At 66.3% G+C, this 18,945-nt stretch carries 20 protein-coding genes; 8 read left to right on the forward strand and 12 right to left on the reverse strand.

Annotation, left to right across the window (positions count from 1 at the left end):
• Window positions 1-56 precede the first annotated feature (56 nt).
• Entirely contained in the window at window positions 57-1,121 is a 1,065-nt protein-coding gene (locus CXQ91_RS21860) for an asparaginase (protein ID WP_104175979.1), read from the reverse strand.
• A 48-nt stretch (window positions 1,122-1,169) separates the two neighbouring features.
• Window positions 1,170-1,865, reverse strand: coding sequence for a FadR/GntR family transcriptional regulator (locus tag CXQ91_RS21865; RefSeq protein ID WP_104175980.1), 696 nt, complete (start codon window positions 1,863-1,865; stop codon window positions 1,170-1,172).
• 212 nt (window positions 1,866-2,077) lie between these two features.
• On the opposite strand from CXQ91_RS21865, the gene CXQ91_RS21870 reads away from it, so the two are divergent.
• Together CXQ91_RS21870 and CXQ91_RS21875 are read left to right on the forward strand one after the other, a co-directional pair.
• Complete coding sequence (locus CXQ91_RS21870) at window positions 2,078-2,371, forward strand: type II toxin-antitoxin system Y4mF family antitoxin (RefSeq protein WP_104175981.1); 294 nt, start codon at window positions 2,078-2,080, stop codon at window positions 2,369-2,371.
• Window positions 2,368-3,597, forward strand: a complete 1,230-nt coding sequence (locus CXQ91_RS21875; RefSeq protein ID WP_104175982.1) for a type II toxin-antitoxin system HipA family toxin — start codon at window positions 2,368-2,370, stop codon at window positions 3,595-3,597. The genes CXQ91_RS21870 and CXQ91_RS21875 overlap by 4 nt, the downstream gene beginning before the upstream one ends.
• Window positions 3,598-3,604: 7 nt before the next feature.
• Here the strand turns inward: CXQ91_RS21875 and CXQ91_RS21880 are convergent, their stop codons facing one another.
• Together CXQ91_RS21880 and CXQ91_RS21885 are read right to left on the reverse strand one after the other, a co-directional pair.
• Window positions 3,605-4,222 (reverse strand): uracil-DNA glycosylase, encoded by a 618-nt coding sequence (locus CXQ91_RS21880; RefSeq protein WP_104175983.1) that lies wholly within the window; start codon window positions 4,220-4,222, stop codon window positions 3,605-3,607.
• 350 nt (window positions 4,223-4,572) lie between these two features.
• Entirely contained in the window at window positions 4,573-5,946 is a 1,374-nt protein-coding gene (locus tag CXQ91_RS21885; protein ID WP_104175984.1) for an HNH endonuclease signature motif containing protein, read from the reverse strand.
• Between the two features lie 91 nt (window positions 5,947-6,037).
• Here CXQ91_RS21885 and CXQ91_RS21890 point away from each other — a divergent pair, with 91 nt between their 5' ends.
• Window positions 6,038-6,544 (forward strand): hypothetical protein, encoded by a 507-nt coding sequence (locus CXQ91_RS21890; protein ID WP_104175985.1) that lies wholly within the window; start codon window positions 6,038-6,040, stop codon window positions 6,542-6,544.
• A 42-nt stretch (window positions 6,545-6,586) separates the two neighbouring features.
• On the opposite strand, the gene CXQ91_RS21895 is transcribed toward CXQ91_RS21890, so the two are convergent.
• A complete protein-coding gene (locus CXQ91_RS21895) occupies window positions 6,587-8,104 on the reverse strand; it encodes an amidohydrolase (RefSeq protein WP_104175986.1) in 1,518 nt (505 codons plus the stop codon).
• Window positions 8,105-8,116: 12 nt separating this feature from the next.
• Entirely contained in the window at window positions 8,117-8,755 is a 639-nt protein-coding gene (locus tag CXQ91_RS21900) for a hypothetical protein (RefSeq protein ID WP_104175987.1), read from the reverse strand.
• A 291-nt stretch (window positions 8,756-9,046) separates the two neighbouring features.
• Between CXQ91_RS21900 and CXQ91_RS21905 the strand changes: the two genes are divergently transcribed.
• The 3 genes from CXQ91_RS21905 to CXQ91_RS21915 all read left to right on the forward strand — a co-directional run bounded on the left by CXQ91_RS21905 (window position 9,047) and on the right by CXQ91_RS21915 (window position 12,315).
• A complete protein-coding gene (locus CXQ91_RS21905) occupies window positions 9,047-9,448 on the forward strand; it encodes a hypothetical protein (RefSeq protein WP_104175988.1) in 402 nt (133 codons plus the stop codon).
• A complete protein-coding gene (locus CXQ91_RS21910; RefSeq protein WP_104175989.1) occupies window positions 9,445-10,500 on the forward strand; it encodes a zinc-dependent alcohol dehydrogenase family protein in 1,056 nt (351 codons plus the stop codon). The genes CXQ91_RS21905 and CXQ91_RS21910 overlap by 4 nt, the downstream gene beginning before the upstream one ends.
• A gap of 72 nt (window positions 10,501-10,572) precedes the next feature.
• A complete protein-coding gene (locus CXQ91_RS21915) occupies window positions 10,573-12,315 on the forward strand; it encodes a DUF4389 domain-containing protein (protein ID WP_104175990.1) in 1,743 nt (580 codons plus the stop codon).
• A gap of 13 nt (window positions 12,316-12,328) precedes the next feature.
• Here the strand turns inward: CXQ91_RS21915 and CXQ91_RS24920 are convergent, their stop codons facing one another.
• Entirely contained in the window at window positions 12,329-12,499 is a 171-nt protein-coding gene (locus CXQ91_RS24920) for a VOC family protein (protein WP_181039005.1), read from the reverse strand.
• 47 nt (window positions 12,500-12,546) lie between these two features.
• Here CXQ91_RS24920 and CXQ91_RS21925 point away from each other — a divergent pair, with 47 nt between their 5' ends.
• A complete protein-coding gene (locus tag CXQ91_RS21925) occupies window positions 12,547-13,329 on the forward strand; it encodes an SDR family NAD(P)-dependent oxidoreductase (protein ID WP_104175992.1) in 783 nt (260 codons plus the stop codon).
• Here the strand turns inward: CXQ91_RS21925 and CXQ91_RS21930 are convergent.
• From CXQ91_RS21930 to CXQ91_RS21950, 5 genes are all read right to left on the reverse strand, one after another.
• Window positions 13,323-13,757: a DUF1003 domain-containing protein gene (locus tag CXQ91_RS21930; RefSeq protein WP_104175993.1), complete on the reverse strand. Its 435-nt coding sequence runs from the start codon at window positions 13,755-13,757 to the stop codon at window positions 13,323-13,325. The two genes, CXQ91_RS21925 and CXQ91_RS21930, sit on opposite strands and share 7 nt — an antisense overlap.
• 40 nt (window positions 13,758-13,797) lie before the next feature.
• Window positions 13,798-14,457: a GntR family transcriptional regulator gene (locus CXQ91_RS21935; protein ID WP_028272403.1), complete on the reverse strand. Its 660-nt coding sequence runs from the start codon at window positions 14,455-14,457 to the stop codon at window positions 13,798-13,800.
• A gap of 132 nt (window positions 14,458-14,589) precedes the next feature.
• Window positions 14,590-15,612: a transketolase family protein gene (locus CXQ91_RS21940; protein WP_104175994.1), complete on the reverse strand. Its 1,023-nt coding sequence runs from the start codon at window positions 15,610-15,612 to the stop codon at window positions 14,590-14,592.
• Window positions 15,609-16,490 (reverse strand): transketolase, encoded by an 882-nt coding sequence (locus tag CXQ91_RS21945; protein WP_258074211.1) that lies wholly within the window; start codon window positions 16,488-16,490, stop codon window positions 15,609-15,611. Before CXQ91_RS21945 ends, CXQ91_RS21940 begins: the two co-directional genes overlap by 4 nt.
• Before the next feature lie 26 nt (window positions 16,491-16,516).
• The gene (locus CXQ91_RS21950) at window positions 16,517-17,854 is read right to left on the reverse strand and encodes an MFS transporter (RefSeq protein WP_104175996.1); all 1,338 of its coding nucleotides are present in this window, start codon (window positions 17,852-17,854) and stop codon (window positions 16,517-16,519) included.
• Between the two features lie 186 nt (window positions 17,855-18,040).
• Here CXQ91_RS21950 and CXQ91_RS21955 point away from each other — a divergent pair, with 186 nt between their 5' ends.
• Window positions 18,041-18,865, forward strand: a complete 825-nt coding sequence (locus CXQ91_RS21955) for a sugar phosphate isomerase/epimerase (RefSeq protein ID WP_104175997.1) — start codon at window positions 18,041-18,043, stop codon at window positions 18,863-18,865.
• The last annotated feature ends 80 nt before the right edge of the window (window positions 18,866-18,945 follow it).

Genomic DNA, 18,945 nt, shown 5'->3' on the forward strand with positions numbered 1-18,945 from the left:
GATCGTGTTCGGAGCGGGTGTCCGGGGCGGCTTCGGCAATGGTGGTCATGGGGTCCTCACAGGGCTTCGGTGACGGGCGTGGACAGGAAATCGGCGGCCCGCAACAGACCCACGGACCGTCCGCCGCCGAGGACAGCGCCGGTGGCGATGCCGGCGAGCGGTGCGGTGTCGACGTCGAGCGCTTCCAGCGCGCGGACAGTGACCGGCATGCGGGCGCGGTCCCCGCCGTCGGAAATCTTCACTGCCACGGCGCGGCCGTCCGACAGTCCCACGAGCTGCACGCCTTCGAAGCCGTCCTTGGCAATGAGCCCGGGGGCGAGGCGCATCAGTTCGGTGACGTCGCGGCCAACGCCGGCCACCATTTCGGGGTGCTGCATCATCGCGCGGCCGACGGCGGCTTCCGGGCTGTCGGGGTCGGTCACCACTGCGGAGGTGATCCGGCCGAACGCACGGGCCATGCCGCGGAGGGTGAGGGCGAACAGGGGGGTGCCGCAGCCGTCGGTGCTGGTGCGCCCGGGTTCTTCACCGGTGAGTTCCCGGACTGTGGTGCGCACGAGCTGCTGCAGGGGGTGTCCCGGATCCAGGTAGCCGCGGACCGGCCAGCCGTTGATGACGCAGGTTGCTGCCATGGCGGCGTGCTTGCCGGAGCAGTTCTGGGTCAGCTGGGTGGCGGTTCCGCCGTTGCGGAGCCATTCCTCCCGTTCATCCGTCCCGTAAGGGAGGTCCGTGCTGTTTTCCAGGGCGTCCGCCGTGAGGCCATGCATTTCGAGGATGCGGAGGGCGCCGTCGCGGTGCATTGCGGCTCCGGAGTGGCTGGCAGCCGTGAGGGCCAGGAGATCGGCGGGAAGGTCGAGGCCGGCACTGACCATGGCCACGGCCTGCAGCGGTTTGAGCGACGACCGCGGGTAGAAAGGGGCCAGCGGGTCGCCCGCGGAGAAAAGCGTGCGGAGGCCGCCGTCGGCCGATTCATCCGGGGCGGTGGCGATCAATGAACCGTAGTGGATGCTTTCCACAAGCCCGTCCCGGGTCTGCACCGCCAAAGCGGTGTGCTGCGGCAGGGCCGTGAGGTCCGGGGCCTGAACCGGAGTCTGGGCATGGACGGGCAGGGCTGGGGAGAGCATGGGGTCCTTGGGTTTCGGTGCTGTATGTTGTGCGTCGGTTGCCGGGAGCTACTGGCTGAGGATGGAGTCGAGGGCCACGCCAACAGCATGCAGGTGTTCCCGCATGGCGGAGCTGGCCTCGGCGGCATTGCCGGATTCGATGGCGGCCAGGATCCGCTGGTGTTCGTGGTCGGAGGCATGCTGGCGGTCCGCCACCATGTTGAGCATTTCGGACTGGTGTGCCAGAGCGTCGCGGATGTCGGAGACCACGTTTTCGAACACCTTGTTGTGGCTAGCGCGGGCGATGGCTGCGTGGAAGCTGGAGTCGAGGGCCACCCAGGCTTCCGGGTCGTCCTCGGCGGCCATTGCAGCGACGATGTCCCGCAGCCCTTCAAGTTCCTCGGGGGTGCGCCGTTCCGCGGCCAGGCCGGCGGCCGGGACTTCGATGTGCGGGCGGGCCTCGGTGAGGTCCAGGGCCGAGTACTGGCCGAGCACCAGGTCCTTGGCCACCCGGTTGGCCACCACAAACGTGCCGCGGCCGGTTTTGGTCATGGTCAGGCCGAGGGCGTTACAGGAGCGCAATGCCTCACGGACCACGGAACGGCTCACCCCGTACTGCTGGGCGAGGGCGGCTTCGGCGCTCAGCTTGGCGCCGACCTCGAGCTTGCCGGATTCGATGTCCGTGCGGAGGGCATTGAAGACTGCTTCGGCCGCGCTAAGGCGGGCGAGCGGCTGTCCTGCTGTCCGGCTGTCTGACAGGTTCATCACGCTTTAAATATGGCACGGGTCACACGGAGTGTCAATTATGAAGTCAGCTTCCAGCGCGGGCGGAGGGTCGTGGAGGGCCTACGGGTGCGCCCGCGAATCCACCGTCCGGTACGTTCGTTCCGAAATCCCCTATTCACCCGGGCGCTTCCCGCCGTATTATGGGCAGCAGGCAAGAAAACGGTACGTTCGTGCCTATCAGGAGGTTCGGGATGGCGGATGCGTTCACTGACGGGCTTGCGGCCGAGGTCCGGGCTCGCCGGGCTGCCCTGCGGCTCACCCAACACGACCTGGCCCAGCTCGCCGGGGTGTCCGAGCGCTTCGTCCGCTTCGTTGAGCAGGGGAAGCGCACCGTGCAGATGGACTCACTCCTGGCGCTTCTTCAGACGCTCGGGCTGGAGCTTCAGCTGACCACGCGGACAAGTGCCGCAGCCCGGGCCATCGACGGGCAGCGAAGCGCCACAGACCGTGCCGCCGACAGGCCCCTGCCGGAGGGCGGGCCATGAGGCACCGCATCGCCGACGTTTACAAGGCGGGCGTGCTGGCTGCGCGGCTCGAACGGTATGAAGGCGGCACCAGGTTCAGCTACCTGCCGGCGTACCTCGCAGCCGGAGGCCCCGCCGTCGCCAGTTCCCTCCCCCTGACCGCCGAACCGGTGTTGTCTGCCGCGGGTGCCGCGCCGCCGTACTTCACCGGGCTGCTGCCGGAGGGCAGGCGGCTGAACGCGTTGCGGCGCTCGGTAAAAACGAGCGTGGATGACGAACTCTCGCTCCTGATCGTCGCCGGCGCCAACCCGGTGGGCGACGTGCAGATCGTGGGCCATGGCGAGCCCCTGGATCCGGACGAGCACGCCGTCGAGCTGAACCCGAAGACTCCGGTTGATTTCGACGCGCTGCTGGGCGACTCCGGGCTGATCGACCCCGTGGCCCTCGCCGGCGTGCAGGACAAGCTGTCGGCCGGGATGATCTCCATGCCGGTGGCCAGTGCCGGCCGCCGCTACATCCTTAAGCTCAACGCGCCGGAGTTCCCGCATGTTGTGGAGAACGAGTTGGTGATGTTCCGGTATGCAGCCAAGCTGCGTATTCCGCTGAGCAAGGTGCGGCTGATCCGGGACGTCGGTGGGCGGCCGGGGCTTCTGGTGGAGCGGTTCGACCGGATTCCGCTGCCGGGCGGCGCGCACGGCGCGGTGCAGCGGCTCGCTGTCGAGGACGGTGCGCAGGTGCTGCGGCTCTACCCGGCGGACAAGTACAACGTGGGTTACGGGCAGGTGTGCCATGCCTTGGCGGAATACTGCGCGGCGCCGCTGCCGGCGTTGCGGAACCTGGCCATCCAGGCCGCGTTCGCATGGCTGAGCGGGAATGGCGATCTTCATGCCAAGAATGTGTCGATGGTGCAGCAGCCATCGGGGGAGTGGTCCATCGCGCCGGTGTACGACATTCCCTCCACGGTGGTCTACGGCGACAAGACGCTGGCCCTGATGCTGGACGGCAAGCGGACCGGGATCTCGCGGAGGCATTTCCTCGGCTGGGCCACCGGGCTGGGACTGGCCGAACGCGCCGCGGTGCAAGTGCTGGAACTGGGGCTGAAGGCGTCGGGTCCGCTGGTGGCCGATCTGGAAGCGGGCACGGCCTTCGCAGGAGCGAACGACGACGGCGCCGCACCGTTTTCGGCGATGGTCACCAGATCGTGGCTCAGGGAGCTGAAGCACCGCCGCCGGCTGCTGGAAGCGTAAGCAGTGACTAGAGGTGCTGGATCCCGGCCCGCTGCATAGCGTCCTTGTAGATTTCAACGCTCTTGCTCAGCAGTTCTTCCTGCTTGTTTGCGGAGACCGCGAAGGCCCGGCCGCCGAGGGCGCTGGCTTTGTAGACCTTGATCCCGGAGTTCTTCAAGGACTGGTGGTACGTCTTTTCGAAGAGGGTCAGGAAGGTCTGGGCGTCCGTGCCGTGGGCGATGATGGCGGAGACGCGTTTGTTGATCTTGAGGAACTGGCGGAAGGGCCTGAGGCCGTCCGTCTTTTCCTGGACATTGAGGGCCGACGGCAGTTCCGGGTCGCGCACCCAGGGATAGGCGTTCCACGGCATCACGTAGCGGGGGTCGAGTTCCACGATTTCGTAGATTGAGGTGGCCCGCCGGGCTGCTTCGTCGTCGTTGAAGTGCGAAACAAAGCCGGATTCAGTGCCCTTGCCGGGGCTGACATGGAGACTGACGATCCTGCACTCGTCCTCATCGTGGACGGGGTCGATGTACGGGACTACTGAGCCCGGCTTCTTTTCCATGAGTTCGTCGCAAAGCTGGGTTACAGCAGCGATGTTCGGTTCCTGCAGCAGGGCCTTTTTTTCGTCCCAGTCAATCGTCACGATTTCTCCCTCAGCACACGGCGTCCAGAATCAGGCGTCTGGTTCCACTCTACGCTTTTGGCCGGGGTTGATGTTCTGCGGATTTCCGGAACCAGTCGATTCCGCACCGCATCCGGCCTCCACGGCAAGAGGCTCCCGACCTATTTCCTGTCGGACCGTCCGCGCGTACGCTTAAATCGCCTGCAGGTAACCGTTCAGATAACGCGGGCCGTTCGGGACATGCGAATGTCCGGGCCGTCTCATAGCGAGATCGCGAAGGTACCTGCAGGTCTTTGCTGTTTAAGCCGGTCTTTGTGATTCAGGCGCGCTGATTTTACGCGCGCGGGTCAGCCGGATAACTCGCCGCTCCCTCACGCAGCAGCCGCAGCCCTTGTCTTGCCGCGTTTGAGCGCCTTGGACTGATGCCGGAGCTCGCGCCGGTGACGGGAGGCTGCTGTTTCAGGAGGCAGATGCCCAGGTAAAGGCGGGGCGGTGGATTGGTAGCTGTGCCCAGTGGGCGTTGTCAGTCGGATCGTGTGCCGGGGTCCCGGCCGGGGGTGGGCGCTCCACCCGGGTGCTTCCTTGGTGTGGTTGCAGGCTTCGCAGAGTCCGGCGCCGTTGCTCTGCGTCGTCGTTCCGCCGCTGTGCCAAGGGAGGACGTGGTCCAGCTGCCTGATCGGGGCGTCGCAATACGGCGTATGGCAGGTCTGGTCCCGGACTTGAACAAAGCGGCGCAGTCCGGGCGGGAAGAGCCTTGCTTTCGACTCCATCGCCACCAGATCTCCGGTGCCCGGAGCGGTGTAGAGCCGCCGGAGCCAAATGTTCATCGGCCGGTCCTGGTCCGGGACGACGATCTCCCGGGCCCACCCGCCAGGGACAACGCCGTAGCCGGGGAGCCGCGCCGGTTCGCTATCTCCCTGTAACAGCGTGCGGTCGGTCATGACGAGCTGGATCTCGATGCCGCTGATTCCACCCGCCGTCCCCGTGGTGCGTTCAACGAGCGCGTCGGCCATGAGCTGACCGCGGGAGCGGGGGTCTCCGTCGGAGCGGGAGGTATCGGCATGCTTTGTGAGGGCCGCATGGACGGCCACCCCCTCGGATACTGGGAGGAACGCCGACACGTAGCACATGGTGTCGGGCGCCGGCCGAAGGCTCACGTGGCGCTCGGCGGCGGCGTGGCTGGCGCGATCCGCAACGGACCGAGGATCGCGCCGGTAGGCGGCGGCCCGTACCGCGGCGATTACGGCACGATCGCCCGCTCCACTGAACCGCCCGGCGTCGGACGCCATTTCCTCGTCGACCGCACTGCGGTCAGCGGCGGACAGGCAGGCGGTCTCACGTACCAAAAGCGTGGCGCGCCATTCATTGAGCTGGCCTGTCTCCAGGCCGGCGAGGGTATGCGGCATCTCGGTGACGAGCGCCTTAGCCAGACCCAGGAGCCGGCTACCTCTGGCTGGTGATTCCCGCCGGGCGAGGGCGAGCTGCGCAGCGATTCCAGCGCCCAGCTCTTCGGCGCGGACGCCCGAGCGTGCCCGGTCACTGCGCTGGCTTATGTCAAAGGCAACCGCGACCCTGGCCTGCAGCGCACACGCAGCGGACTTCCAGTCCTCGAGTTCGCGCAGCTGGTCAATCATCCCTGCGCTGTCCGCAGCGGGCCGCATGTCAGCCAGGGCGCGGATCATGTCCGCGATCGTCACACCTACTGCTGCTCTCGAAGCCGCTTCGGGCCCTTGCTCGCCGTCCATGCAATAAGTCTCCCTGCGACCACTGACAATAAAGCGGCCACTGAACGTGCGGATCCGTATGCTTCTAGGACGCCTTCGATCCAAGGAACCCATGCCCCTCAACAGACAGTCAATGAAACAGGACGGCTTCGCCGGTTTCAGGCCCTTCGCGGAACTGGAAATCAACCGGATTCCGCAGGCGCCGGGGATCTTCGCCGTCCTCAAACCCGAGGACTTCCACGTGCAGTTCCTGGCCAAGAGCACGGCTGGCGTGTTCAAGAAGAAGGATCCATCGCTCACTCAGGCGGCACTCGCGGCTGAATGGGTCGACGGCGCCGACGTCCTTTACGTGGGCAAGGCCGGACCCGGCAGCAAGGGCAACCGCGGATTGCGCCGGCAGGTTCAGGAATTCATGGATTTCGGCCAGGGAAAGCCCCCCGGTCACTGGGACGGGCGGCTGATCTGGCAGCTCGCGAACGCCAAGTCCCTGCTCATTGCCTGGAAGGAGCTCCCGGCCGGCGGGCTGAATCAGGCAGAGGCCAAGTATCACGCGGACTTCAGCGGGGAATTCGGCCGCCTGCCGTTCGCCAACCTGGTCCAGGCCCGGGTAAAGGGCTAGAACCGGGACAGCGTTGGGGCCATAAGTGTCCGTTCGCGCTGGTCAGCTGCCCGGCGTAGCCGGCGCGCCGCCGTCGTACGTGAACCGTCCCGCAACGAGCGTCGCCGCTACCGGCATCGACGCGAACGTCCTGTCCGTGACGCCGAGCGGATCGGCATCCAGCACGGCGATGTCCGCCGGATCTCCCACGCGGATCCGGGACCGTCCCCGGGAAGACGCAAACAGGGCTTCCGCCCGGGTGATGGCCTGCTCCGGGTGCCACGGTCCGCGGCCGTCCAGGGCGGACCTCGTGGTCGCTGCCGACATCGCAGTCCACGGATCCAGTGGAGCCACGGGCGCGTCGGAGCCGAGCGCCAGCGTGGCCCCTGCCGCCAGCAGCGACCGCAGCGGGAACGCCCGGTCGGTGCGATCGCCCCAGTTTGCGTCGGCCGCGTCCCTGTCATCAAGGGCATGCGCGGGCTGGACGCTCGCAGCCAGGCCCAGCCGGCCAAACCGGGCGAAGTCCTTCTGCCGGACAAACTGGGCATGTTCGATCCGTCCGCGGATGCCGGCGGCCTCAAACGCGTTCAGGGCCACTTTGTTCGCGGCATCGCCGATCGCGTGGACAGCGGGAACGAAGCCGGATTCATTGGCCCGGACCAGCAATGCCCGCAGTTCGGCTTCGCTGACGGTCAGCAGGCCCCGTCCGCCGTGCGGGTATGGATCCACGCAGTAGGCAGTCCGGGTATTGAGCGAGCCGTCGATCAGAACCTTGAGCGGACCCACCCGGAGCAGGCCGTTCCCGCCCGGAATGTCCTGACCTGTCCGCATGCCCTCAATCCGGGCACGGTCCAGGTGCTCCGGATAGACGCCGGCGTCCACCCGCAGTGAGCCGAAGCCGCCGCTGACGCGCCTGAGCCACACTTCGCGGTTCCAGGTCATCTCGAAGTCCACGATCCCAACCACCCCGCGGGCAGCAGCTTTCTGCGCGGCTTCGCGGACCCAGGCGTCAACTACGGAGTCCGGCAGGCGGCCGAGCTCGCGCGTCAGGGCAAACGCCGGGTCCTCGCGCAGCAGGCCGCTGGCGTCCACGTCCACCCCGTAGCGTTTCGCGGCAGCACTGTTCACCCAGACGCAGTGGAGGTCGTGGCTGATGAGCGCCGCGGGAACGCCCTGCGTCACGGCGTCGAGCATCGCCAGGCTGGGGTCGTCCGCCCAGACGGCGTCGCGGAAGCCGACGCCCACCAGCGTCGGACCGCCGTCGCCGTCGTCCCCCTCCGCGGGACGGCCACCGGTGAGATGGGAATGAACGACGTCGACGGCATCACTCGCCGACGCAGCGTGCGAAAGGTCGATGCGGTTGGCAGCCATGGCCCACTGGGTCATGTGCACATGCTCATCCCACAGGCCCGGGATGGCGTACCGGCCGCCGAAGTCAGCGGTGCGCGCGCCGCTCCGCTGCTCATCCGCCGCCGTTATCCGAGTGACCACGCCCCGGGCAATGTGGATATCCAAACAGTCCGTCCGCCCGGGCTCCCGGACGGAGGCAAGGACGAGGTCGGGCGCAGCGGGTTCAGGCATAGGGACAGGCTACTAAGAGTTCGCCTCCGCGCGGCTCCTGATCCCGTCCAGCATCCGCCGGGACATGATGAAACTGACAACCTCCACCGCTTCGACCAGGCACCGGGTCCACCACTGCCGGTAGGCGTAACGCTCCCGCACCAGCAGCCGGGTGGTGCCGTCGGGCTGCGGCTGCAGGACAAATGCCCAGCTGAAATCGAACGGCCCCGGCGGTGAACCGGGAGGAACACGCAGCACGAGCGCATTGTCCGGGTCCACCAACCCCACTTCCAGGTCAGCGGAGGCTGCCGGTGCCAGGTGAAAGCGATCGCCGACTTTGATGTCCTGCCACTCCGGGTGGATGCGGTCGGCACTGTGGATGTCCAGGCCGGCGAGGTTTTCCAGGAAGTCGTAGCTGTAGAGTCCGCCGCGTCCCTGCCCCATCTGCGCCAGCCAGGGCCACACCTCATTCGCCGGAGCCTTGATGGTGATGGCCCGCGTGGACTGCAGATCCGCAGTAGACAGGAGATCGTCGCCCGGGAGCCCGCCGTCGGCTTCGGCGTCCGTGGCACCCCAGCGCAAGTGGAAGCGCCGGAACAGGAAGCCCGATGCCACCAGCCAGGCGAGCACTGCGGGCTTGGAAATGTGCTTCACGTTCTGCGACTTGGTCATCCGGCAATTCTCCAGACCGCCGGTTCCCCTGTCACGGGCCATAAGCCCCGCCCCGGTTCACTCCGGCAGGCTCACGCCGGTCTGCCCCATGCCTTACGTATAAGGGACTTTCGTCCCTTACCCTTGCTGGGCGGAGCCGCCATCCTTGATGTGGGGCATCTCACGTCTGCGTTACTCACGCACGCACCTTGGGGAGGGGAAATGCTTCGCCGATCAGCAACCGGTCTCGCTAAAAAATTGGGGAAGGGCTGGCGCAGTGCGCCTCCCGGACATAGCAGGAGACCCGGCTTCATGAATCAGCACGCACGAACTGTCCTGGGTACCCGACCCGCCGTCCACTCCCGTCATGGAGCCCCATCCACCACGCATTACGAACATTCAGAGCACCGGCTGAAGATTGTGGTCCGCATTGAAGCGGACTTGGAGGCCGCCAGCCTTGAAGTCCGCGGCGTGGTGACAGGGGCCAGCCTTCGTGCGCTGTATGTGGTGGCGCGGCGAACAACGTCGCTGCTGCACGGCAAGGAGCTCACCATCGATCTTTCCCGTGCCAGGGTTACCGACACGGTCCTCGAGCAACTCCATGAATGTGCACGCCTGTCCCGGCTGGCCACAGGAGTGGACAGCTCGGTAGTGCCGTGCCGCGTGAAAATCGTGGATCCCGGCTTCATCCACACAGTGAAGGAGTACGCATGAAAGCGCTCGTGTACGGAGGCCCCGGTGAAAAGTCGTGGACCGACGTCCCGGATCCCAAGATCCAGAACCCCAGCGACGTGATCGTCAAAGTGGACACCACCACCATCTGTGGAACGGACCTGCACATCCTCAAAGGGGACGTGCCGGCGGTGCAGAAAGGCCGGATCCTGGGCCACGAAGGCGTGGGAACCATCACCGAGGTGGGCTCCTCGGTCACCAGCCTGAAAGTAGGGGACCGGGTCATCATCTCCTGCATCAAGTCCTGCGGCCACTGCGCCAACTGCAAGACCGGCCTTTACTCGCACTGCATGGGCGAGGAAGGGGCAGCAGGTATCGGCTGGGTCTTCGGACACCTGATCGACGGTACGCAGGCCGAATACGTGCGCGTCCCGTACGCGGAGAACTCGCTGCACCTTCTCCCCGAAGGGGTCAGCGACGACCAGGCCGTGATGCTCTCCGACATCCTGCCCACCGGCTTTGAAATCGGTGTGCAGTACGGGCGGGTCAAGCCGGGGGACACCGTGGCGGTTGTCGGCGCGGGGCCGGTCGGGTTGGCAGCAATCGCCACCGCCGGGCTGTACGGCGCTGCAACCATCATCGCGATCGACCTTGACGCGAACCGGCTGGAAAAGTCCCGCGAATTCGGCGCCACCAACGTGGTCCTCTCCGGCGACGCCGACTGGAAGGAACAGGTGCTGGCGCTCACGGACGGACAGGGCGTGGATGTGGCCATAGAAGCGGTGGGCATCCCGGCGACCTTCAGCATGTGCACGGAGATCGTGCGCCCCGGCGGCAACGTGGCCAACGTGGGTGTGCACGGCAAGTCCGTGGAACTGCATGTGGAGAACCTCTGGATCCAGAACATCAACATCAGCATGGGCCTGGTCAATGCCAACACCACGCCGATGCTCCTCAAGCTGGTGGCCCAGAAGAAGGTTCCGGCCGAGAAATTCGCCACCCACCATTTCACGTTCGACCAGTTCATGGACGCCTACGACACCTTCGCCCGCGCCGCCGAAACCAAGGCACTCAAAGTGGTGATCAAGGCGTGAAATCAGCGCCCGCTCAAAGAGCGGGCGCATAAGACTCCGGGGGGCCAAGTAAGAGGCAAGAAAGGACTGGCCATGAAACCAGGCCGGATAGTCATGCTGGTACTCGGCACCCTCGCCGCCCTGATGGGGCTTGGACTACTGACAGCTGCCGGTGCCGTCGGATGGGTCAACTTCCAGCAGCGCGACAACGGATATTTGACCACGCCCACCGAGCGCTATGACGTGGCCACGCGGGCTATCACGTCGCCCGGCCTGGACGTCCTGGTGGACGAGGAACTGCCGGACGTCCTGCCGGTGGACAGTGCGGGACGTCTGCTGTTGCGCGGCACGGCGGCATCCGGCCAGCAGATCTTCATCGGCATCGGACCCCAGGAGGACGTGGCCCGGTACCTCGACAACGTCCGGCATTCCGAAATCACCAAATTGGACTCCTACCCGTTCCGCGTCGAGTACCGTGAGGTCCCCGGCAACGCCGAACCCGCTGCCCCCGGGACGCAGCCATTCTGGTCCACCTCCGCCCAGGGAACCGGCACCCAGCAGATTGAGTGGGACCTCCGCAGCGGCCGCTGGGCAGTGGTGGTCATGAACGCCGACGGCGCCGCTCCCGTTTCCGTTGACCTGCAGGCTGGCGTTCGGTCCGATCTGTTGTGGCCGGTCTTCATCGGGCTGCTGATCGGCGGCATCGCGCTGCTGGCCGTGGGTGTGCCGCTCATCGTTGCCGGCGCCGCAGGACTCGGCAGGCACGGCCCGCCGCCGCATTACCCGGTCGCCGGTCACGTGGAACCGACGGGCGTGCCCGGAGGCCCGGAAGCACGAGCCCCGGGGGCCGCAGCACCGTACCCCGCAGCGCCATCCGCCACAGGCGCATACGCCGCAGTTCCCTACCCCACGGCGGCTGCGGCGATTCCGCCCGCAGGAGGCCGTACGCCGCTGCCCACGGATCCGCAGCCCTCGGACACCTCCAGATATCCTGTACGGCTGAACGGGTACCTCGACCCCGGGCTCTCCCGCGGAATGTGGCTGATCAAGTGGTTCCTGGCGATCCCGCACTACATCGTGCTGTTCTTCCTGTGGTTCGCATTCTTCGTGACCACCATCGTGGCCGGCTTCGCCATCCTATTCACCGGCCGCTACCCGCGCTCGCTGTTCAACTTCAACGTGGGCGTCCTGCGGTGGAACTGGCGGGTGGCCTTCTACGCCTACGCAGCCATAGGGACGGACCGCTACCCGCCCTTCACGCTGGCACGGACCGACTACCCGGCGGATTTCGACGTCGAGTACCCCGAGCACCTCTCCCGGGGCCTGGTGCTGATCAAATGGTGGCTGTTGGCGCTTCCACAGCTCCTGATTGTCTCCGCATTCTCTGGCGCGGCAAGCACCTGGGGCAACCGGCGCACCTGGGTGGATGGCAGATGGGTGGACGGCACCTGGGTTGATGGAACCTGGGTGGGCTACCAAGGCGGCGGCGGGATCTCGTTGATCGGGCTGCTGGTGATCGTGGCCGGCTTCAGCCTGCTGTTCACGGGCCGCTTCGGCCGGAGGCTCTTTGACCTGCTGATCGGCCTGAACCGCTGGACGCACCGCGTTATTGCCTACGTGGCGCTGATGCGTGACGAATACCCGCCGTTCCGCCTCGACATGGGCCCGGCGGATCCGGCCGAAGCTCCGCCAGCCGGCTACCTGCCGCCGCCGGTCCCCGCCTCGCAAACGGAAATGCCCCCGGGCCCTCCGGCGTCCCCTGCCACGGAGCCGCCTGCGGCGCCGCGCACCGAGCCCCCGCGCACCGAGCCTCCGGGTGAACCCCGCCAGCCCTAGGAGTGCGCCAACCCTAGGGGCCGGTGGCCACCACCACCAGGCTTCCGTCCGGGTCCTGCAGGTACGCCACGCGTTTGCCCCACGGCTGGTCTTGCGGTTCCTTGGTTATGGTCCGAATCTGCTCCCGGGCAGCCGTGCTGTCAAGGCACGGGGAAACGTGCCGCCCTTGCCACCTGCCGCCCACAGGAAGATAGTGGGAGGAATCGTCCACTTCGGGGCAGGAGGCCCGCAATGCCGCTGGAAAACGCTACCGGGTCGACCGGTCTCCTGCAGGGCCGAACCGCCCTCGTGTACGGCGCCGGCGGTCCCGTCGGAGGCGCTGTCGCCCGGGCCTTCGCGGCGGAAGGCGCGGACGTCTTCCTGGCCGGCCGCACAGAATCCCGCATCCTCAAAGTAGCCCGGGACATCCGCGAGGCGGGCGGCAGCGCGGACACCGCCGTCGTCGACGCCCTGGACGAAACCCAGGTGAACGCCTTCGTGGACCAGGCCGCAAAGAAGACCAAGCGCATCGACATCTCCTTCAACCTGATCTCGTACGGGGACGTCCAGCAGCCGCTGATGGACATCTCCGCGGACGACTTCAGCCAGCCCATCACCGCAGCAACACGGACGCACTTCCTCACTACCCGGGCCGCGGCGCGGCACATGGTCCGCCAGCGTTCCGGCGTCGTGTTGATGTTCGGCGGCTCCGGCCCGCAGACCCTGCACGGGCTGGGCGGGTTCAAGATCGCGCTGGACGCCATGGAGGGGCAGCGCCGGCAGTGGGCGCTCGAACTCGGCAAGAACGGCATCCGGGTGGTCACGATGGTGACGGGCGGGATCGTGGAAACCATTCCCTGGCAAGCAGAGGGCCGTGAAGAGATAGTGGAGGAAATCACGCGGACGGCGCACCTGAACCGGACGGCGACGCTGGAGGACGTGGGCAACGTGGCCGTGTTTATCGCCTCGGACCGGGCGGGCGCCATCACCGATGCCACCGTGAACATTTCCTGCGGCGCGATCGTGGACTACTGAGGCCTTGCCCCGCCGTCCCGTTCGCGGTCCGCGAGGAGCTGCCGCAGTTCCCGAAGGATCTCCAGCTGCTGGTTGTTGATGGCGGTGAGCTTCTGGATTTCGGCTTCCGCCCGTACGTCCGTGTCGAAGTCATGCTGGGCCATGGCAGCTGCGATGGCATCCTGCCGCTTGGCGGCGATGAGCAGGATGGCACCCTGCAGGCCGGCCAGCATGGACAGGAAGAGGTTCAGCAGGATGTAGGGGTACGGATCCCAAGCGTTGTTGGCAAGAACAAATGAATTAACCAGCGCCCACGCCATCATGGACGCCAGGAAGATTCCCACGAACGGCCAGCTGCCCATCCCGTTGCGGAGGACGTCAGCTGCCCGTTGCCCCCTGCTCAGCCCGGCCTTGTGCTCGGCGTGCCACGTGTTCCTGTGCTGGCTCATGTGCCCAGCGTAGGCGCAGGAGCGGGCGCAGCAACGGCTCCTAGGCCACCAGGTTGTCCGCGGCGGTGTCCATGTGTTCGCGGATGGTCTTGCGGGCCAGGGAGGCGTCCCCGGTTTCGATGGCGGCCACGATGTCGTGGTGCCGGTCCACGCTCATGTTTGAAACGCCTTTTTCCAGCCCGGCGAACATGATGGACATCCGGATGGAGCCTTCGAGTGATTCCCAGGAGTGGAGCAGTGTCTCGTTGCCGGTGAGGCGGCACAGAGTGCGGTGGAATTCGAGGTCCGATTCGATCCGCTCCTCGAGGGTGCCCTTGGTGGCTGCATCCATGGCGCCGATGGCCGCCCGCAGCGAGCCGATGACGTGCTGGCGGTCCGGAAGTTCACACAGGGTGCGGGCAGCCAGTGATTCCAGTGCGGCACGCACGGAGTAGATGTCCCGGATTTCCTTGGCATCAAGGTGCCGGACGGACAGCCGGCCCCGCGGGCCTGCTGACAGCAGCCCTTCCTGCTCCAGCTGCCGCAGCGCTTCCCGGAGTGTTCCCCGGCTGATCTGGAGCATGTCCGAGAGTTCGGTTTCCACCAGGTGCCGCCCGGGTTCCAGCTCACCGCTGGTGATGGCGGTGCGCAGCGCGGAAAGGGCCTGCTCGCGGAGGCTCCTCTTTTGCAGTCCCAGCAGGGGTGCTGTTGCTCCGGCCATCGTGGTACGTCCTCAATGTCAGTGGTCGACTGTTTACAGCCTGTGTGTTAACTGTTGATGTTACGGCAGAAGCGCGGAACCGTCTCGTGTCCGGTCCGCGCTTCCGCCGTAGGTCTCATAACCGCCCTGCGGCTAGCCCAGTTCCGCGAGGACTTTCGCCACGATCCGCTGAACGGACAGGCCGTAGCGTTCGTGGAGGGTGGGCAGGGCGCCAGCGTCCAGGAACTCGTCCGGCAACGCCACGGGAACCACTTTCTTGCCCAGGCCGGCGGTGACGACGGCGGAGGCCACGGTTTCGAACAGGCCCCCGATAACGCTGTGGTTTTCCAGCGTCACGGCCAGGCGGTCGGTGTTGATTTCGGCAAGGACAGTTTCGGCGTCGAAGGGTTTGATGGTGGGCGTGTGCACGACGGCGACGTCCACGTTGTGCTCCGCCAGTGCCTTGGCGGCCTGGAGGGCCCGCATGGTCATCAGCCCGCTGGAGATGAAGACGACGTCGTTCCCGCCGCGCAGGACCTTCGCCTTGCCGAGTTCGAAGGTATAGCCGTATTCGTCCAGGACGGTTGGGACGTTGCCGCGGAGCAGCCGCAGGTACGTGGGGCCTTCGCTGGCCGCGAGCTGGGGGACCGCCTGTTCGATGTCGATGGAGTCGCAGGGATCCACGATGGTCAGGTTGGGCATGCCGCGGAAGATCGCCATGTCCTCGGTGGCCTGGTGGCTGGGACCGTACCCCGTGGTCAGTCCCGGCAGCCCGCCCACGATGTTCACGTTGAGGTTCGGCTCCGCGCTGTCCAGGCAGAGGAAGTCGTACGCACGCCGCGCCGCGAAGACCGAGTAGGTGGACGCGAACGGCACCAGGCCGGTCTCGGCGAATCCGGCGGCGGCACCGAAGAGCAGCTGTTCGGCCATGCCCATCTGGAAGAACCGCTCCGGGAAGGCCTGCGCGAAGATGTGCATGTCCGTGTATTTGCCCAGGTCCGCGGTGAGGCCAACGATCTTGTCGTTCTCCTGCGCGGCCTTCACCAGGGCGTGTCCGAACGGTGCGGAGGCGGTCTTCTGGCCGGGATCAGCGAAGGACGCGATCATGGCCGATGTCTTCAGCTTCGGGGCGGTGCCCTTTGAGGCGGTGCCCGTGACTGCGGTGGCGGTGCTCATCGGCTTGCCCTTCCTTCGTATCCTGCGGTCAGTTGTTCGCGGCATTGCTGCCATTCGTGTTCCTCGATGCGCATGAAGTGCGCCTTCTCGCGCCCTTCCAGCAGCGGCACACCGCGGCCCACTTTCGTGTCGCACAGGATCACGGAAGGCCGTCCGACGGCGGCGGCCTGGGCGGCGGCGTTGTCGAAGGCCCGCAGGAGTTCTGCCATGTTGTTGCCGTCCACGCGCTGGGTGTACCAGCCGAAGGATTCCCACTTTTCCGTCACGGGCTCGGTGCGGAGCACGGTGTCGGTTTTCCCGTCCGCCTGCAGGGCATTGATGTCCACCATGGCGGTGAGGTTGCCCAGCTGGTGGTGGTGCGCGCCCATCGCGGCCTCCCAGGTGGAGCCTTCGTCCAGTTCGCCGTCGGAGAGGAAGTTGTACACCCTCGCCGTGGAGCCCTGGTAGCGGAGTCCGAGTGCCATGCCCACCGCGATGGTGAGGCCGTGGCCCAGGGAGCCGCCGGAGATTTCCATGCCCGGGGTGTAGGTGGACATTCCGGACATCGGCAGCCGGGAGTCGTCCGAGCCGTACGTCTCGAGTTCCTCCACCGGAACAATCCCGGCCTCGGCCAGAGCAGCATAGTGGCCGATTGCGTAGTGCCCGGTGGAGAGCAGGAACCTGTCCCGGCCCTCCCATTCGGGGTTGGCGGCCTGGAATCGGAGCTGGTCCGCATAGACGGCGGCCAGCATGTCCGCGGCACCGAGGGCCTGGCCCACGTAGCCCTGGCCCTGGACCTCGCCCATGGTCAGGGCGTGGTGGCGGATCCGGTAGGCGGCGGCTGAAACATTGTCGACGCGTTCTGTGGTGGGAGCCATGGTTTCCTGTGCGGCAGTCATGGGAGCTTCTTCTGCGGTGGCGGTCATCAGGCGTTCACTGTCTGCGGGGTGCTTTTGGTGGCCTCATCTGCCAGCTGCCGTTCGCGCTTGCCCCAGGTTTCCCGGGTCACGAGGGCGGCCCAGAGGCCGATGGCGGCGTAGAAGCTGAAGAGGAGGGCGGGGCCCATCCAGCCCAGGGATACAAAGAGGAGGGTGGTGACGAAGGGCGTGAATCCGGAGACCATGGCGGAGATCTGGTAGGCCAGTGAGGCTCCGGAGGAGCGCGTCTTGGCCTGGAACAGTTCGGGGAACCACGGGCCCTGGGCGCCGGCCAGGGAGTTCTGGCAGACGGCGTAGGAGATGACGATGGTGGCGATGATGAAGATGAACATTCCGGTGTTGACCAGCAGGAACATGGGGATGCCGAACAGGAGTGCGAAGGCAGTGGACCAGATGTACAGCGGCCGGCGGCCGATCCTGTCAGTGAGCCGTGCCCAGGCCATCGTGGCAAAGATGCCAATTGCGGAGGCGATGCAGAGGGCAACGAGCGTCTGGGTCTTGTCCGCCAGGTGCTGGGTGTGGAGGTAGGAAATCATGTAGGTGATCGATACGGCGTAGCCGGCGGTCTCGGCGATGCGGAGGCCGATGCCGCGGACGATGCTGCGCCAGTCCGTCTTGATGACCTCGATGATCGGGGACTTGACGATGGAGCCGCTCTCCTTGACCTCGTCGAAGACGGGGGATTCCGGGACCTTGGAGCGGATGATCAGGCCGACGGCGACGAGCACGATGCTGGCAAGGAACGGAACGCGCCAGGCAAGTTCGCCGCCCAGGTTCACGCTGACCAGGAAGACGAGGTTGGCCAGGAGCAGGCCCACGGGGAAGCCGGCCTGCACGATGCCGGTGTACTTGCCCTTGGATTTCCAGGGCGCGTGTTCGTAGCTCATCAGGATGGCGCCGCCCCATTCAGCACCGAAGGCGAGGCCCTGGACAACGCGGACGAATACCAGCAGGGCCGGTGCCAGCAGGCCCACCTGCTCGTACGTGGGCAGGAGGCCGATGAGGAACGTGGCGACGCCCATGAGGATCAGGGACGCTACGAGGACGGGCTTGCGGCCCACCTTGTCGCCGAGGTGGCCGCCGATGATGCCGCCGATGGGGCGGGCGGCAAAGCCGACACCCAGGGTGGCGAAGGCGGCCAGCGTGCCCGTCACCGGATCGCCGGTGGGGAAGAACGCCGTTCCGAAGTACAGGGCAGCGGCGGTGCCGAAGCCGATGAAGTCGTACGTCTCGATGACGGCGCCGACGCCGGACCCGATGGCGACGCGCTTCGCGTCCTTGGTGCCATGCACATGGCCGCGCATTTTCAGAGCTTCGTTGCTCATTGCTGAATCCCTTTCGAAGAGCGGGCAACGCTTCCGCACCGCCGCTGTCGACTGTTAACAAATGATATGCCAGTGTGACCCCGGTCATGCTGCAATGTCAACAGTCAATGTTGGAGGTTGACTGTTGACAGTGAAAGCCCCTATGGTGATACACATCACCCCCGCTCATCCAGAGGATCAACGACGATGTTCAATTCCCGCCTTGGCTGCTCGTCCATCAGCTTCCGCCATCAGGACCTGCGCACCGCCCTGCGGACCATCAGCTCCCTGGGCTTCGACGAAATCGACTTGGGCGCCCTCCCCGGCGTGTGCGACCACGTCCCCTATGAACTCGACGGGGACGCCGTCGAGGCAGTTACCGCTGACGTTGCGGCCTCGGGGCTGCGGGTCCGCTCGGTCAACGGCGATATCGGGGACCTCAATGCAGTGCTCGACGCCGGCCAACAGGCTGCCCGCGAACGGCACCTGGAAGCCCTGCTCACCCTCACGGCCAACACGGGCGCAAAGGCGCTGGTCCTTCCGTGCGGCGCCCTGGGCCACGACCCCGTACGGAGCGTGGACGAAGATCTGGACACGATCGCGGCCCAGCTCATCCACGCCGGACAGCGCGCCGCCGAATTCGGCGTCGAACTCTGGACCGAATCCCTGCACTTCCTGAGGTTCTGCTGGAACCTGGAGCGCGCGGAACTGCTGGCGCAGCGGCTGGCAGGTTCCGGCGTCGGAATTGTCATGGACTTCAGCCACATCGTCGCCGCCGGCGAGGAACCGCTCGAATACCTGGACCGGCACGACGGCCGGATTGCCCACGTCCACCTCAGGGACGCCGTGCCGGGAAACATCAACCTCAGCATCGGCAACGGCCACGCGGACTTCGCCGCCGGGCTGCGCGCGCTCGCAGACCGCGGCTACACCGGCCACTTTTCGCTCGAACTGGAAACCCGGGACGTCACCCACGACGAACGGCCCGCCGCCGCCGCCAAAGCGGCGAGCTTCATCACCGACCTCGTCTGACCACCGATTGCTCCGTAGAGGCCCTTTTGGACCCTCAAAACGGCGCTTATGGAGCAATCGATTCCATCAAAAGACACACC

Origin of the sequence: Arthrobacter sp. Y81 (assembly GCF_002929335.1) — a bacterium.
In the GTDB taxonomy this organism is placed as follows: Bacteria; Actinomycetota; Actinomycetes; order Actinomycetales; family Micrococcaceae; genus Arthrobacter.

Coding starts and splice junctions, on each gene's coding strand:
- CXQ91_RS21860 (WP_104175979.1), bottom strand. CDS start 1,121: ATGCTCTCCCCAGCCCTGCCCGTCCATGCCCAGACTCCGGTTCAGGCC.
- CXQ91_RS21865 (WP_104175980.1), bottom strand. CDS start 1,865: ATGAACCTGTCAGACAGCCGGACAGCAGGACAGCCGCTCGCCCGCCTT.
- CXQ91_RS21870 (WP_104175981.1), top strand. CDS start 2,078: ATGGCGGATGCGTTCACTGACGGGCTTGCGGCCGAGGTCCGGGCTCGC.
- CXQ91_RS21875 (WP_104175982.1), top strand. CDS start 2,368: ATGAGGCACCGCATCGCCGACGTTTACAAGGCGGGCGTGCTGGCTGCG.
- CXQ91_RS21885 (WP_104175984.1), bottom strand. CDS start 5,946: ATGGACGGCGAGCAAGGGCCCGAAGCGGCTTCGAGAGCAGCAGTAGGT.
- CXQ91_RS21890 (WP_104175985.1), top strand. CDS start 6,038: ATGCCCCTCAACAGACAGTCAATGAAACAGGACGGCTTCGCCGGTTTC.
- CXQ91_RS21895 (WP_104175986.1), bottom strand. CDS start 8,104: ATGCCTGAACCCGCTGCGCCCGACCTCGTCCTTGCCTCCGTCCGGGAG.
- CXQ91_RS21900 (WP_104175987.1), bottom strand. CDS start 8,755: ATGACCAAGTCGCAGAACGTGAAGCACATTTCCAAGCCCGCAGTGCTC.
- CXQ91_RS21905 (WP_104175988.1), top strand. CDS start 9,047: ATGAATCAGCACGCACGAACTGTCCTGGGTACCCGACCCGCCGTCCAC.
- CXQ91_RS21910 (WP_104175989.1), top strand. CDS start 9,445: ATGAAAGCGCTCGTGTACGGAGGCCCCGGTGAAAAGTCGTGGACCGAC.
- CXQ91_RS21915 (WP_104175990.1), top strand. CDS start 10,573: ATGAAACCAGGCCGGATAGTCATGCTGGTACTCGGCACCCTCGCCGCC.
- CXQ91_RS21925 (WP_104175992.1), top strand. CDS start 12,547: ATGCCGCTGGAAAACGCTACCGGGTCGACCGGTCTCCTGCAGGGCCGA.
- CXQ91_RS21930 (WP_104175993.1), bottom strand. CDS start 13,757: ATGAGCCAGCACAGGAACACGTGGCACGCCGAGCACAAGGCCGGGCTG.
- CXQ91_RS21935 (WP_028272403.1), bottom strand. CDS start 14,457: ATGGCCGGAGCAACAGCACCCCTGCTGGGACTGCAAAAGAGGAGCCTC.
- CXQ91_RS21940 (WP_104175994.1), bottom strand. CDS start 15,612: ATGAGCACCGCCACCGCAGTCACGGGCACCGCCTCAAAGGGCACCGCC.
- CXQ91_RS21945 (WP_258074211.1), bottom strand. CDS start 16,490: ATGACTGCCGCACAGGAAACCATGGCTCCCACCACAGAACGCGTCGAC.
- CXQ91_RS21950 (WP_104175996.1), bottom strand. CDS start 17,854: ATGAGCAACGAAGCTCTGAAAATGCGCGGCCATGTGCATGGCACCAAG.
- CXQ91_RS21955 (WP_104175997.1), top strand. CDS start 18,041: ATGTTCAATTCCCGCCTTGGCTGCTCGTCCATCAGCTTCCGCCATCAG.